Annotated in this window: 15 protein-coding genes; 9 read left to right on the top strand and 6 right to left on the bottom strand. The window is 61.5% G+C overall.

Annotation, left to right across the window (positions count from 1 at the left end; genetic code table 11):
• Nucleotides 1-124: 124 nt before the first annotated feature.
• The 4 genes from M1D78_RS06695 (at nucleotide 125) to M1D78_RS06680 (ending at nucleotide 3,261) form a co-directional block, all read left to right on the top strand.
• Complete coding sequence (locus M1D78_RS06695) at nucleotides 125-1,021, top strand: restriction endonuclease (RefSeq protein WP_437419980.1); 897 nt, start codon at nucleotides 125-127, stop codon at nucleotides 1,019-1,021.
• Nucleotides 1,018-1,341, top strand: coding sequence for a hypothetical protein (locus M1D78_RS06690; protein WP_437419981.1), 324 nt, complete (start codon nucleotides 1,018-1,020; stop codon nucleotides 1,339-1,341). The genes M1D78_RS06695 and M1D78_RS06690 overlap by 4 nt, the downstream gene beginning before the upstream one ends.
• A 271-nt stretch (nucleotides 1,342-1,612) precedes the next feature.
• Nucleotides 1,613-2,875, top strand: coding sequence for a hypothetical protein (locus M1D78_RS06685; RefSeq protein ID WP_437419982.1), 1,263 nt, complete (start codon nucleotides 1,613-1,615; stop codon nucleotides 2,873-2,875).
• Complete coding sequence (locus tag M1D78_RS06680) at nucleotides 2,872-3,261, top strand: hypothetical protein (RefSeq protein WP_437419983.1); 390 nt, start codon at nucleotides 2,872-2,874, stop codon at nucleotides 3,259-3,261. Before M1D78_RS06685 ends, M1D78_RS06680 begins: the two co-directional genes overlap by 4 nt.
• 67 nt (nucleotides 3,262-3,328) lie before the next feature.
• On the opposite strand, the gene M1D78_RS06675 is transcribed toward M1D78_RS06680, so the two are convergent.
• Nucleotides 3,329-4,234 (bottom strand): LysR substrate-binding domain-containing protein, encoded by a 906-nt coding sequence (locus M1D78_RS06675; protein ID WP_437419984.1) that lies wholly within the window; start codon nucleotides 4,232-4,234, stop codon nucleotides 3,329-3,331.
• Nucleotides 4,235-4,350: 116 nt separating this feature from the next.
• On the opposite strand from M1D78_RS06675, the gene M1D78_RS06670 reads away from it, so the two are divergent.
• Nucleotides 4,351-5,070 carry an FMN-dependent NADH-azoreductase gene (locus tag M1D78_RS06670; protein ID WP_437419985.1) on the top strand — a complete coding sequence of 240 codons (720 nt, stop codon included), beginning with the start codon at nucleotides 4,351-4,353 and terminating at the stop codon, nucleotides 5,068-5,070.
• 98 nt (nucleotides 5,071-5,168) lie between these two features.
• Here M1D78_RS06670 and M1D78_RS06665 read toward each other — a convergent pair whose 3' ends face one another.
• Nucleotides 5,169-5,807: a flagellar biosynthesis protein gene (locus M1D78_RS06665; RefSeq protein ID WP_437419986.1), complete on the bottom strand. Its 639-nt coding sequence runs from the start codon at nucleotides 5,805-5,807 to the stop codon at nucleotides 5,169-5,171.
• Between the two features lie 250 nt (nucleotides 5,808-6,057).
• Here M1D78_RS06665 and M1D78_RS06660 point away from each other — a divergent pair, with 250 nt between their 5' ends.
• Entirely contained in the window at nucleotides 6,058-6,753 is a 696-nt protein-coding gene (locus tag M1D78_RS06660) for a GNAT family N-acetyltransferase (RefSeq protein WP_437419987.1), read from the top strand.
• Nucleotides 6,754-6,823: 70 nt separating this feature from the next.
• Here M1D78_RS06660 and M1D78_RS06655 read toward each other — a convergent pair whose 3' ends face one another.
• A complete protein-coding gene (locus tag M1D78_RS06655; protein WP_437420381.1) occupies nucleotides 6,824-7,567 on the bottom strand; it encodes a class I SAM-dependent DNA methyltransferase in 744 nt (247 codons plus the stop codon).
• Nucleotides 7,568-7,968: 401 nt separating this feature from the next.
• Nucleotides 7,969-8,349, bottom strand: coding sequence for a winged helix-turn-helix transcriptional regulator (locus tag M1D78_RS06650; protein WP_437419988.1), 381 nt, complete (start codon nucleotides 8,347-8,349; stop codon nucleotides 7,969-7,971).
• A gap of 88 nt (nucleotides 8,350-8,437) precedes the next feature.
• Between M1D78_RS06650 and M1D78_RS06645 the strand changes: the two genes are divergently transcribed.
• A complete protein-coding gene (locus tag M1D78_RS06645; RefSeq protein ID WP_437419989.1) occupies nucleotides 8,438-9,496 on the top strand; it encodes an SDR family oxidoreductase in 1,059 nt (352 codons plus the stop codon).
• A 140-nt stretch (nucleotides 9,497-9,636) separates the two neighbouring features.
• Here the strand turns inward: M1D78_RS06645 and katG are convergent, their stop codons facing one another.
• On the bottom strand, nucleotides 9,637-11,868 hold the full coding sequence (gene katG, locus M1D78_RS06640) for a catalase/peroxidase HPI (protein WP_437419990.1): 2,232 nt from the start codon (nucleotides 11,866-11,868) through the stop codon (nucleotides 9,637-9,639).
• Nucleotides 11,869-12,171: 303 nt separating this feature from the next.
• Here katG and M1D78_RS06635 point away from each other — a divergent pair, with 303 nt between their 5' ends.
• Nucleotides 12,172-12,564, top strand: coding sequence for an ester cyclase (locus tag M1D78_RS06635; protein ID WP_437419991.1), 393 nt, complete (start codon nucleotides 12,172-12,174; stop codon nucleotides 12,562-12,564).
• A gap of 60 nt (nucleotides 12,565-12,624) precedes the next feature.
• Here M1D78_RS06635 and M1D78_RS06630 read toward each other — a convergent pair whose 3' ends face one another.
• Nucleotides 12,625-13,398 (bottom strand): type IV pili methyl-accepting chemotaxis transducer N-terminal domain-containing protein, encoded by a 774-nt coding sequence (locus M1D78_RS06630; protein WP_437419992.1) that lies wholly within the window; start codon nucleotides 13,396-13,398, stop codon nucleotides 12,625-12,627.
• 445 nt (nucleotides 13,399-13,843) lie between these two features.
• Between M1D78_RS06630 and M1D78_RS06625 the strand changes: the two genes are divergently transcribed.
• Nucleotides 13,844-14,449, top strand: a complete 606-nt coding sequence (locus M1D78_RS06625; protein WP_437419993.1) for a hypothetical protein — start codon at nucleotides 13,844-13,846, stop codon at nucleotides 14,447-14,449.

The raw sequence follows: 14,449 nt of genomic DNA, 5'->3' as shown, positions 1-14,449 counted from the left end.
CCGTTTCCACCCTATATTGGCGTAAACCAACCGACTGTCACCCAAGCGCACAAACCCCTTGCCGATCCCACTTTCTGTCGGCACATTGCCTGGCGAAAGCATTTAGCCATCACAAGGACGCGATATGGCACGCCGCCGCAAGCAATCCCCTTTCGAAGACCTGATCGATCTCGCCGCGCTGTTGCCCTGGTGGGTTAGCCTGCCGATGGCGCTGATTGCGTATCTGTGGCTCAACAGCATCGCAACATCACCAATCCCGACACCAGCCAACCCCGCCGACCTAGGCGGACAGATGTCCGGCATGATGCTGCGCGGATTGGCAGTACCGGCGCAGTACTTCGTCTCTGCTGCGCTGGTAGTCGGAGCCATCGCGTCGATCTTCGGTCGCTTGCGCCGCAAGAAGCTTTTTGACTCCGTAGCAAGCAGCGCAAACGCACTCGAATCCATCAGCTGGCGCGAGTTTGAGTTGCTAGTCGGTGAAGCCTTCCGGCGTAAAGGCTTTACCGTTCAGGAGACTGGCCAAGGTGGGGCTGATGGCGGTATCGATCTAGTGCTGCTGAAGGACGGGGAAAAGCATCTGGTGCAATGCAAGCAATGGCGGCGCCAGTTGGTGCAGGTCAACGTAGTGCGCGAGCTCTTCGGGGTAATGGCTGCCGAAGGCGCGAATGGCGGCTTCGTGGTGATTTCCGGCCGGTTTACCGAAGACGCAAAGCTCTTCGCGCGAGGCAAGAATCTGCATCTGATCGAAGGCCCAGAGCTGAACGACATGATTCGCCAAAGCCGAGCAAATGCGGCTCGGCGAAAGCCTCATTCAACAGCCAGCCCAGCACCCTGTCAGCCAGCGGTGGCATCACCCGAATCGCAGGCGCAAACGCTTCATGCAACAGCACCCTCCTGCCCTGCTTGCCAAGCACCAATGGTTCAGCGCGTAGCAAAACGAGGGAGCAACGTCGGCAACTCGTTCTGGGGCTGCTCGCAATACCCGAAGTGCAAGACCACACGAAACGAGATGCCAGCATGACTGGTCGTTACATTCTGCTCTTGCTGGCACTTTCTGTGCCCGCGCACGCGCAAGACGACAAGCCGGTCGCCACGCAACTGGGCGAAGCCATGGCACCACTGACCAAGCGTGCTGCGGGTGTGTATACCGAAACGATGCTTGAGTTCATGGCAGGCGGTGATGGGCTCTTGGCCGAAGGTGCAAGGTCAGCCCTCAAGCAGCGCGCTAAACCGGCCGCTGGTACAGCGCTTAGGCCCATCAATGAATGCCTAAAGCCGGGCAACGTGATCGACGAAGACGTCCAGGCATGCGTAACCGGGGCAAAGGAAAGGACTTGGTAAGCAATACCCAAGGGACCGTAACACCGGCAGCGGGGTAGTCTGGAGATAACGCGTGGAAAAGGCTTCGCCGTTTTCCACCCTACGCTCTAACCCCCAACCCGCTCATTTTCCGCCGTGCCGAACGAAACGCTAGTGATGCTGGCAGGCCGCGATTCGAAATCTAACAGCCCTCGACAGTGCTTAAGCCCAAGTTCCGTGAACAAGGGCTGGTTAGCCAAGGCCATCAAACAGATAGACTGCGGCCCGGTTCAACAGCACAGGGAAGATTTTCATGGGGACGGACACCCTCAAAGACACGGCCTACCCAGTCGATCAGGGGTGGGATCTGGACACCGGCTGGAAGCCTGACAGCACCGGCAGCCGCGATTCAAGCTGGCTGCCTGATCATGGCTGGGGCCGCCAGGCTGAGATGCCGAAGATCAAGCCAGGCAACGGCGGCGCCTCCTTTGCCGCCTGGGAGCAAAAGATCGAAGCCGCTCCAGAACAATCGGATTGGCCGCCGCCCGATTTGCTCAAGCTTCCCGAGGCCCTTCCGCCCGGCTTCTACAGGGTGCCGCGCAGCATGTCCGGCGAGCAGGTGCTTGCCAGGCTGTTCGCCGACGCGCCGCACAAACACCTGGTCAATCGCATCAAGGCGCTAAATCCGACCTTTGCGAAAGGCTTCAAAGCCGGAAAAATGTTCGTCCTCGGCAACCTGATCAATCCAGCCGCTTGTTCACGCGAAGAAGCTGACCTGATGGCTGCCGCCGCTGAGGTGCGCGCGGCTCTGGAGCCATTGAGCGAGAACGAAGCCAATTTCATGGCCGACCATCAAGCCGAAATCGCTTTGATGGTCGGCGGCGCAAGCGGGTCGCTGGGGCTCGGCACCGACGTGCTTGGGAACGGCTTGAAGCAAATCGAGAACACGCTGCGCGATATCGAATACCTTCATCAGCGCGAGTTCGCAGCGCATGGTCATCTGCGCAGCCAGCAATTCTTCACGTCCCGTCAACAGCTGTACCGCCAGCTCGACAGTCAGCTGAAGGCGACATTTCTTGGCAAGCAACTGGGCCTGGGTAACTACCCAACCCTGCGCCAGGATCTTGGTATTTCCACTCGTAGCTTGGTGCACCATTGGAGCAAAGGCGGCGCGCCAGGCCAGATACCCGGATACGCGACCCACATGAATGAAATTGCCAAGGCGGCGAAGTACCTCAAGAACGGCAGCTATATAGGTATTGCCCTAGGTGGTACGGCCTCTGTCTTGAAAGTTCAAGAGGTCTGTCAGGCTGGCGAAACCCAGGCGTGTCAGAAGATTCGATTTACGGAGACAGGGAGTTTTGCTGGAGCGCTGGGTGGTGGATCTGTCGGCGTCTGGATTGGAAGCGCCGCCGCGCCGGCCATCTGTGCAGCAATCGGCATGGGCTCTGCAGGTATTGGCGGGATGATTTGTGGCTTGGTTGTGGTTGGCGGCGCTTCGGCTGCTGGTGGATCAATTGGGGGTGATGGTGGGGAGTGGATGGGAGAGTTTCTATATGAGCAAACTAAACCATGACTGACTTTTGGAATTCGTGGTGGGCATTCGCTTTTATGCTGACACCCTTCGTTATTGGGTTATCTGGCGTAGCGATTGGTGTCTACATCGCTTGTAGTCGCCACTTCAACATCATGCTGTCAGCTCTTCCAAACAGTGCGTGGGCTAAGCAGCAGCACATCTTGGGAACAAGAAACTTTACTTCCCGTTTCTATCTGGTCGGGTCGCTAAGCGGAGCCTTACTTCTTTCGGATTTCAATGTTCGAAAAGGGGTGCTTGATGCCAACGACGTTAGCAACTTCCCCCCTCCGCTGCGCCGCCTTATGACCCTATCGACCAAGCTGGCATGTGTCGGCATGGCATGGCTGTGTCTTGCGGTTGGCCTGCTAAAGCTCACTGGAAATTGATGACGGGGGCCGGCCATCCGGGCGATAACCAAAAGGAACCTGCCCGATAGACTCGACATTGCCTGTATCAGCCCGTCACCTCACACAACCCACCCGGCACCTTCATCACCCACTCCCTCACCGCCTGCACTGCCGGGTCATCCTTCCGACTCTCGGGATAAACGAGATGAAACGGCTTGCCCTCCATCTCCGGCCCGAAGGGCTGCACCAGCCGCCCTGCCCTCAATTCATCCTCGATCAGCTGACGGCTCATCAGGGCCACGCCCTGCGCACCAATCGCAGCCGAGATGGCATGGGTTTCGTCGGAGAAGACCAGCCCGGCGCTGACGTCCAGCTCTGGCACCTTGGCGAGCTTTTGCCACGATGCCCAATGAATCGGCGCTGAGGTGGCGCCCCGTGCCTGGAAGTGAATGAGAGGATGGCTGGGCAGGTCGTTGGCGTCGTGCAGGCCTAGCAACGGGCTGCAGATCGGGACGAAGGTGTTGTCGATCAGCTTCTCGGCTACAAGCCCGGGCCAGCGGCCGTCGCCATAGCGGATGGCGATGTCGGCCGTAACGCCATCCAGCGCGACCGGTTCGTGCGAGGTGTGAAAGCGCAGGTCGATATCGGGGTGCGATTCCAACAGCAGGCACACCCAAGGCACCAGCCAGCGCACGGCGATGGCCGGTGTGGTGCTGAGCGTGATGGCTTGCCGGCACGGCGCGGCGCTGAGGCGTTCGACCGTGGTGCTGATGCTGTCGAACGCCGTTTCCAGCGTCTGTTGGAGTTCACGGCCCCCAGCGGTCAGTTCCAGCTTGCGGGGTTTGCGCACGAACAATGAGACGCCGAGCGACTCCTCCAGCGAGCGAACTTGGTGGCTGATCGCCGTGGCGGTGACGTGCAGCTCCTCAGCCGCCAGCTTTGCGCTCTCGTGCCGTGCGGCCGCTTCGAACGCGCGCAGGGCGGATAACGAAGGTAACCAGCGATGCGCCATGGCTGAGTTTTCCTCATGCGTAACGGGAAGAAATGGTCGTTTGTCGCCCACACAGCCTAGCCATAGCCTGAATTCAACGCGAACACAGATGAATTCAGTCACAGAGGAGACCCGTCATGACGCACCTACTGCACCTCGACGCCAGCGCCCGCCCCGGCGTCGCCGGCAAGGACGAGCATGGCTCGCACAGTCGCCACCTCACGCACCGCTTCATCAGTGGGTGGCTGGCCCACCGCGCGCAGGACAGCGTGACCTATCGGGACATTGGTCAGAACCCGCCCTCTTTCATCAACCACGACTGGATCGCCTCGGCCTTTACCCCGCCAGAGCGCCACGAACCCTGGATGAAAGACGCACTGGCCGAAAGCGACGAGCTGGTCGACGAATTGCTCGCGGCCGACGTACTGGTCATCGGTACGCCGCTGTACAACTTCGGCATGCCCGCGGCGCTCAAGGCGTGGATCGACCAGATCGTGCGCTTGGGTCGTACGGTAGGAATGGACGAAAGCCGGCTCCCGGATCCCTACGTACCCCTATTGGAGGACAGGCCGCGGCATGCCGTCATCCTCAGCGCCCGGGGCGGCATCGGTTTCGGCCCTGGCGGGGAGATGGCACACATGAACCACCTGGAGCCGAACCTGGTGACGGCGCTCAACTTCATCGGCATTACCCGCATCCATCAGATCGCAATCGAAGGGCAGGAAACCGGAGGCGAGGTGCTGGCTGCGTCAGTGGAGCAGGCGTTGCGGGAGGTGGATGCGTTGGTGAGCGAGCTTCAAGCGGCACTGAAGGCCGCTCCTGCGGGCCAGCCTCAGCGTCAGCGGGAACCCAGTTGACGCCGGTTCAACCGCGGAGATTTCAGCCTAGCCGGATTCGGCGTCGGCTTAGGCAAGCCTATACGTCACCTACCGACGTATAGGCTTGCGTTTAACGGTTACTTGCCTGCTTCGAGTTTCTTGGCAACAGCCGCGGTTACTTCGTTCAGGCCTTGCCTGGTTACCTTGGCCCAATCGCTGTCGGTCACGAACTGCATGCCGTCTTCCACTTCAGTCGAGATTTCCATCGGCGCTTGGCCGTTCGTCTCGATGACCAGGTTGGCTTTGTTGTTGACGGCGACATAAGCGAAGCCTGGCGAGAACCAGGTCCAGAACTCCTTGACGTGCACCTTGACGTGACGGGCGTCAGCAACTTGCCCATCCACGACTTGGTAACCGGCCTGCGTATAGGCATTGGCTACGGCAGTACCCACCAACTGGCTGACGGTACGGCCGGACGGCAACACGACGTCGCCCAATGCCTTGCCGTAACCATTCCGCTTGCGGGCATAGGCGCGTTCGGTGATTGAGGTGTCGTTGATCTCGCCGCCTTTGAGGGACGGGATATCAGCACTGCGTGGCTTGGCCTCGAAAGTCCGCTCGTCGAGCGTCGTGATAACCACTTTTTGCCCAGTCGCGGCCGCCAGTGCCGGGACGGATACATCGACGACCGAGCGGTTGGTGACGCAACCGACCAGGGTCACAGCCAGCACGGCCAACAGCGTCGTTTTGATTGAAGTTAGAGAGGCGGCGTTCATGTACGAGTCCTTGTGTAGTTGGCATTCCTAGCCACCGGAGTCGGCTGCCCCGATTCAGGCTGGGGTCTGACCACCAATGATGGCCGGGGGCCACACTACTGCCCTGCGATCCTTCCAGCAATGCCTAACCGGAACCGCACGACGGGTAGCACGGCGCGTGCCTACCCTGGCGCGCATCGAACGCGCTCGCCTGGCACGGATCGCCTTGCCCAGTACAATGCCGGTTTTGCAGCCGGCCCGGAGCACCCCGATGTTCACCCTCACCCACCTGAACACCCCGCCACCGGAATCGCTCAAGAGCCAGGTGCTGCAGATGGTGGTGGATTACCTCAGCGACATCAGCGCCGTATCGCTGCCGCCCAGCAATCCGCTGTACCCGCTCTATCAATACGTGGTCGGTTTAGAAGTGCATCGTTACCTGGACAGCATGGACGGTGCCCAGGCCGGCAAGCCCGAACTGATCCTGGCGCTGGATGGGGATGATCCCGCCACGCTACTCGGCTTTGCGCTGTATCTGCCCTATGTGGACGACCCGGAAGCGAGCTCGCTCATCTATCTGGCGGTGAAGAGCAGCCATCGTGGCCAAGGCATCGGTAAGGCAATGGTCGTGGACATGGTGTCGCGTTTTCCCCATGCGGAGGTTGCCTGCGTAGCAGCCAAGGTGCCGTACTTCGAGGCGCTCGGCTTCATGCCGCTGGTCGCGCGCGGCCCGCAGGTGGTGATGAGTACGCGCAACCAAGCCTCGGATGGCGCGCTAGCGATCCAGGATTTGCAGCCGATCTTCCAGTCGCAGGAGGTGCGACAGATCCATACCTATCTCGTGAAGCAACAGGGCGCCGAGGCGCTGAGCGATGCAGAAAAAGACCGCGACCGCCTGCTCGATGAACTGACTCGGCAGGCCGAGCATCTCGTCCAGACGCATTCGGGCGCCAGTCGCTTGCACTGACGGGGCGTCAACGCGCCCGCGCCCGCCAACATCCAATTTGCTGCCCGCGCGGCGCGAGACAGCACGCTGCTTAGATTTTCACGCACGCGAATATCGCGTTACCCGAAACCCCGTTCCACGGGACGATCCGGGTGTAGTCGTGCTCGAGCATGTGTACTTCGAAATACGGGGCCAGCAATGCGCCTAGCTCCGCGAAGCTCACGGCCACCATGGGGTGCTCGTCGCTCCAAACCTGGCTTTGATCGGCAAGCGTTCGCTCGATGCGCAGCTTGAGCCATTGTTGTTCGCCAGTGCCGGGGTAGTGCCAACCGGAGCTGAAGCTGAACAGGCCATCGGCATGGTCGGCGCGGTGAGAAACGAATGAGCGATTGTCGATGGCCTGTTTGTCGACCGCGTTGAAGCAGAAAACGCCGCCATCAGCCAAGGCCGCATGAACGCTGGCGATACAGCGCTTCAGCCGCTCGATACCCGCGCTGTAGTGGATTGAGTAAAGGAAGCAGGTAATCAGATCGACGGGCCGATCCACGCTGAAGCCACACATGTCCTGCAGGGAAAAACGCGCTTCCGGGCAGCGAATCGTGGCCCTGTCGAGCATGGGCTGGTTGATATCGAGCCCAGCACTTTCATAGCCCGCATCGATGAAATGCCGCACGTGCGGGCCCGTTCCGCACGCAAGGTCCAAGTGCCTGCGGCCGCCGTTACCGAACAGTTGTTGAAGCCGATGGATGCAGCCGCTCTGTGCGCTGTAATCGATATCCGCGCACATCAGGTCGTAATAACCCGACAGGTCGGTATAGAGGTGAATGCCGGGCATGGTGACCTGAAGTGGCCGGGTTTGGGGGGCGCGCATCATATCCCGGCATGAGCCCTCACAGACCAGCGGCTGCCAATATTTCGTTGGTAGAGTTCGAGGCGCCGCCGGCCTTGAAAACGACACAGACCCGTTGATACCAGCGCTGCCGTTCGGAGCAGCCGACGGTGGTCACGATCAGCAGGGCTCGTTTGCCCTTTCGAACCTGGCCGTAGCCGTCCCCTGCGTACACAGGCGTGTCGCCGGGCGTTGCAACCGAACATGGACACAGCCCCCCGATCGCCCCCTGCTTTGAGGATCGAGACATCGAAACCCACCCGAGCGGGACTGCAGCATCCGCGCCTGCACCCTACGCGGGCTGGCCGATTCGGGTACTGGCTGCACGCGCGAATCGCCAGCGCAATCTAACGCCGCCGCGACGTTCGTCTTGGCTGCAACTCATCCAGCGCGCCCGAGTGCTGCCTCGCCCATTCGTAGATCATCTCGATAGGCTCGACCATCAACTGACCCAGCGGCGAAAGCGCGTAGCTCACCGCCGGAGGGACTGACTCGAGTGTGTGGCGCTCGATCAGGCCACTCTCTTCTAGCTCGCGAAGCGTCTGCATCAGCATTTTCTTGGAGATGCCGGGCAGGCTTCGGTGCAGTGCGCCGCTGCGTGCCGTGCCGTCGTGGCGCGCATGGAGGGTGTGCAGGATCATGCTCGTCCACTTGGTGGAGAAGAGTTCCAGCACCCGTCTCGGCGCGCAGTCTTCCTGCCATTGTTTTTCGTCAGAGCCCGGTTGCATGGGGAATGGTCACCATTTGGTGCCGACTTGGATCGGCTTTTTCGAGTGGGTAAGGTGCAGGCCAGTTTCGTTTTGTGGGGGTTCGAAGATGGCAAATCAAGCATTGGTGGTCGGGGCGAGCGGTATCGTTGGCAGCGCGGTGTCTCGCCTGCTGGTCAGTGAGGGCTGGGCCGTGGCGGGGCTCGCGCGCCGCCCTAGTACCGGGCTGGGCATCACGCCGATCAGCGCGGACCTGCTCGACCCGGCCGCGCTGACTGCAGCGCTGAGCAGCGTTTCTCCGACGCATGTCTTTCTCACGACCTGGTCTCGCCAGGCCAGCGAAGCGGAGAACATCCGCGTCAACGCGCAAATGATCCGCAACGTGCTCGATGCTGTCCGCCCTTCGGGCTCGGTGCGCCATGTCGCGCTGGTGACGGGCCTCAAGCATTACCTTGGCCCGTTCGAGGCCTACGGCAAGGGCTCGCTGCCGCAGACGCCGTTCCGCGAGGAGCAGGGCCGGCTGGACGTCGACAACTTCTATTACGCGCAGGAAGACGAAGTGTTTGCGGCAGCGGCGCGCGACGGCTTCAACTGGAGCGTCCACCGCCCGCATACCGTCACAGGTGTCGCCGTGGGCAATGCAATGAACATGGCCACGACCTTGGCGGTGTACGCCTCCATTTGCCGGTTCACCGGTCGGCCTTTCCGCTTCCCCGGCTCCGAGGTGCAGTGGAACAGCCTGACCGATATGACCGACGCCGACCAACTCGCGCGCCACCTGCGCTGGGCCTCCACCACCCCGGCGGCGGCCAACCAGGCATTCAATATCGTCAACGGCGATGTGTTTCGCTGGAAATGGATGTGGTCGCGCATCGCCGACTGGTTCGGCATCGAGGCAGCGCCGTTCGACGCACCCGCCCCGCTGGAACAGCAGATGGCGGACGATGCGCCGATATGGGCCGACATCGCGCAGCGCTTCGGGCTGGCCGAAGCGGACATCGCCACGCTCATCTCGCCCTGGCACACCGATGCCGACCTGGGGCGCCCCATTGAAGTGGTCACCGATATGTCGAAAAGCCGCAAGCTCGGCTTTCTGGATTACCAGGCCAGTGACGAGGCGTTCTTCAAGGTGTTTGCCCGGTTGCGCGAAGACAAATTGATTCCCTGACGGGCTTAGGCGCTGCGGCCAGCGCTGCACAGAAGAGTCGCGCCAAGCGCCGCGATCAGGGGAGGACGCCACGCCAGCCATTGCAGCCTCGCATGACGCTGAAAGAGGCAGGCGGCGCCCCAAGAGGCGCCGCCGCAGCCTTACGCCGACAGCTTCTGGCTGAACTGATCGGCGGGTTTGCCGATGTCCATCCGGTCCGCGTTCATCACTTTATCCCAGGCTTTGACGAAGTCATGGACGAACTTCTCGTTGCCATCGGTCATGCCGTACACCTCGGCCTGGGCACGCAGTTCCGATTGCGAGCCGAAGATCAGATCGACGCGTGTCGCCGTCCAGCTGGGCTGGCGGGACTTACGGTCCAGGCACTGGAAGCGGTTCTTGTGCTCGGTGGCTGTCCACTCGTTCTTCATGTCCAGCAGGTTGACGAAGAAATCGTTCGACAGCGTGCCGACGCGCTGGGTGAACACGCCGTCCTGGCTGCCACCTGCATTGGTGCCCAGCACGCGCATGCCGCCGACCAGCACGGTCATTTCCGGCGCACTCAGACGCAACAGGTGGGCCTTGTCGACCAGCGCTTCCTCGGGCGCCATGAAGTTGGAGTCGTGGTAGTAGTTGCGGAAGCCATCGGCAGCCGGCCGCAGCGCCTCGAACGACTCGATGTCGGTCCACTTCTCTTCGGCGTCCATGCGCCCCGGTGTAAACGGCACTTTCACCTCGACCCCACCTTCCATTGCGGCCTTCTCGATGGCGGCGCAGCCGGCCAATACGATCAGGTCTGCCATGGAGACTTTCTTGCCACCACTGGCCGAGCCGTTGAAGTCGCTCTGAATCTGGCCGAGCTTCTCCAGCACCTTGGCCAGCAACGGCGGGTTGTTGATCTCCCAATCCTTCTGCGGCGCGAAGCGGATACGCGCGCCATTCGCCCCGCCACGCTTATCGGAGCCGCGGTAGGTGGAGGCCGATGCCCAGGCCACCGACACCAGGTCGGAGACCGAGAAGCCCATGCCCAGCAGCTTTTGCTTGAGCGACGCGATGTCCGCATCGTCGATCAGCGGGTGATCGCACTCGGGGATGGGGTCCTGCCAGATCAACTGCTCTTTCGGTACCAGAGGGCCGAGGTAGCGTGCGATTGGGCCCATGTCGCGGTGGGTCAGCTTGAACCAGGCGCGGGCAAAGGCGTCGGCGAATTCCTCCGGGTTCTCGAGGAAGCGACGTGAGATCGGCTCGTAGATCGGGTCGAAGCGCAGCGACAGATCTGTCGTGAGCATGGTCGGCTTGCGCTTCTTGTTCGGATCGAAGGGGTCGGGAATGATTTCCGGGGCGTCCTTGGCGACCCACTGATGCGCGCCCGCCGGGCTCTTGGTCAGCTCCCATTCGAAATTGAACAGGTTCTCGAAGAAGTAGTTGGACCATTTGACCGGGGTCTGGCTCCAGATCACTTCCAGGCCCGAGGTGATGGCGTGTGGGCCGACCCCCGTCTCGAACTTGCTGCGCCAGCCCAGGCCCTGATCCTCGATCAGCGCGCCTTCCGGCTCCGGCCCCATAAACGATGGGTCGCCCGCGCCGTGGGTCTTGCCGAAGGTATGGCCGCCCGCGATCAGCGCCACGGTCTCATAGTCATTCATCGCCATGCGCGCAAAGGTTTCGCGGATATCGATGGCCGCGGCCTTCGGGTCGGGCTTGCCGTTGGGGCCTTCAGGGTTCACGTAGATCAGGCCCATCTGCACGGCGCCAAGGCCCGGATGCAACTGCCGCTCGCCGCTGTAACGCTCATCGCCGAGCCAGGTGCCTTCCGGCCCCCAGTAAAGCTCTTCCGGTTCCCAGGTGTCGGCGCGGCCGCCGCCGAAGCCGAACGTCTTAAAGCCCATGGACTCGAGCGCGACGTTGCCGGTGAGGACGAACAGGTCCGCCCAGGACAGCTTGCGCCCGTACTTCTGCTTGATCGGCCAGAGCAACCGCCGGGCCTTGTCCAGCGCAGCGTTGTCAGGCCAGCTGTTGAGCGGGGCGAAGCGCTGCTGGCCGCCGCCCGCACCGCCGCGGCCGTCAGTGATGCGATAGGTCCCGGCGCTGTGCCAGGCCATGCGGATGAACAGGCCGCCGTAATGGCCGAAGTCGGCCGGCCACCAATCCTGCGAATCGGTCATCACTTTGTGCAGGTCGGCGATCACAGCGTCGAGATCGAGCGTCTTGAATTCGGCGGCGTAGTCGAAGTCACCCCCATAGGGGTTCGAGCGCGGCGAGTGCTGGTTCAGCGACGTCAGGCTGAGCGACTCAGGCCACCAGTCCCGGTTGGATGGGCGTTTGCGTGGCGCGCCGTCGCCATGACCGAAGGGGCAGCCACCACCCGCGTTTGATCCAGACTCATCATTCATCTTCGGTTCCTCACGTGATTGTTGTAAGTGCGGTCAGGCACCGCTCTACAAACCGTAGCATTCCGAGCGTGACTGAACAGAAGCACCCTTGGGCACCGAGACGCCTTGAAGCCCACCTCGGCGCAGCCGTATCCCCCGGGATCAGCGGGCTCGCGCGGCTTTGTGGGCCATGAAACCCGGCCGTTTGGATAAATATGAAATTTTCCTATCGTCGCGATAGGCGGCGCTGAACGACAGGCTTCTTGGGTAGCGTCACGGCTTTTAGCCGCTAGCCTGAACGGCGAACCCCTACGGAGCACCGCGATGACCACGTTTGAACTAGCAGCCCTGTACCGCGGCTACCTCGCCTGCCTGAACGCCCAGCACTGGAGCGACCTCGGCCGGTTCGTCCATGACGAGGTGCACTACAACGGGCAACGGATCGGGCTGGACGGCTACCGCGCCATGCTCGAAGCGGATTTCCGCGCCATTCCAGACCTGCATTTCGATCCGCAGGTGCTGCTCACAGAACCGCCCCATGTGGCGTGCCGCCTGTGGTTCGATTGCACGCCCGTGGGCAACCTGTTCGGCCATGCGGTCGCGGGTCGGCGGGTCCGCTTCGGCGAGAACGTGTTCTACCGGTTCGAAGATGGACGCATCAGAGAGGTCTGGTCGGTGATCGACAAAGCGGCGGTGGGCGAGCAGCTCCGCGCTTGAAGCGTTAGCCGGTGATTGCTGCAAGCCCGCCGGTGTGACGGCGGGCTTCGGGCTACTCGACTACAGCGCGTATTCGCGCAGGCCGGCGTAGAGGCGAGTCATCTCGTTGAGCTGGCGGAACATCGACTCGGCGTTGACTGCGACGATCGTCGGAACGAAATCCTTGGAGCTAAAGGCTTTGCTCGCGAACTTCCAGCGGGCGTCGGTTTTGCGCAGTGCTTCGGCGATTTCTGCGTTGGGTGCCCCGGCAGCCTGCAGTTCGGCCATGACCACGCCAAACTCCTTGACCGATGCAGAGAAGCGCTCATCCAGCGTCGGATCATCGACACCCCATGCACGGGCCATGTAGAACATCGCGGTCCGCTGCGTCAGGACGCGGTTCCAGCCGCTGCGGTTGATGGCGTGCGAGGCTTCGTCACCGTTGTGCTGCTCAAACAGGTCGGTCACTTCCTGCGTCTGCCGAACCAACTCCTCCGCTTTCGCCAGCACAGCCGGCGCTTGGCTCTTTTGCGGCGTTTCGCCAACCAGCGTCCGGTAGTCCGTCCAGGTGCGCTCAACCTGGGCCAGCGCGGTGCGGATGGCATCGTTCGGCGCCGCTGCCTTGAGCGTGGCATGGTGATCCTCGAACAGCGCAAGGCTCGAGGCGAACTGCTTGCTTGCTTCATCGACCTTCACGCCGGAGCCGATCATCAGGTAGTTCTTGGCAACGATCTGGCCCAGGGTGCGCTGCAGGCCGGCCATGTTCATCAATTCGAGCGGTGCCATCTCGGCCCAACAGGTCGTACTCAGCAAGCTGCAGCCGAGCAGCAGCACGCGGATCGTTTTCTTGATCAAGGGGACATCCTTTCTAATGGAAACAAGAGCACCCCGCCCGGGCGGGATGCCCCTAATGACGCCTGAAGGCGCCAAGGGCTGGCCATTTGACGGTACGGAGCTTTCTCGAACCTTGCACAGGTTTAATGCGCCGGGGCTTGAGGTTGGAAATGTGAACCGCTGCAATCTTTCCGGCTAGGCGAACTCCCCGGCATTCATAGCCAACCGCACCACAGGCCAACAGCTCTAACGCGGCCGTCCCAGCCCCGCAGCTAGACAACGCCGTTGGTCAGTAGCGCAGCCAACAATGCGAACCAGTACCGAATAGTTCAGGGCCCGCGCTACGAATGATGGCGATGTGACGCTAGACTCCGCCGCGCCCAAGGACGGCGAATCGCCGCTCGTACGAGCGCCTGCGACTGTCCACGGCACGCCATCGCTTATCGTAGAAATCAAGGAAGTCTGCATGTCCCTCTCCAAACTCCTCGCCGCCGGGTTTCTGAGCCTGGCGCTGACCGGCTGTGTGGCATTCACCCCCACAGGGCCAATCGGCCTACCCGAACACATCGTCGAGAACTCGATTCCAGCGGGCGCCCTGGTGAAGGAAGTTGCCGTTACCGACCCGAAACTAGATGAAAACCAGCGTCGCAATATCAGCAATACCCTCACCACGCAGATTGCGCGGCATGTTGAGCGCGGTGAGTACTTCGAGCGAGTCATTACGTTCCCGGCGAAACTAGGAGAGAGCGATGTCGAGCTGCAATTCGAATTCACATCGCTCAAGGGCAAGCGCACCCCGCATCCGGGCTACTTCCCAGGCGCGCTTCTGACCCTAACGGTATGGATTTGGGTGAACGGCCCTATCTACGTCGACAAATACGACCTGGCAGCCAACCTGACGATCAAGGATGCCGCTGGCAAGCAACTGGCTCTTTCTCAAAAGACGCTGCAGCTGAATCAGAACACTGGCCTATGGGATGCCGATTATTTCAATACGTCGCTCGGCGCTCGTCAGCTAACGCAACTGATTGAAGACTTACTCAAAGACGGCACTGAACAGCTGGCGCACTAA

Source organism: Pseudomonas sp. SA195 (assembly GCF_054131565.1).
This window is presented reverse-complemented; position numbering and strand designations above follow the sequence as displayed.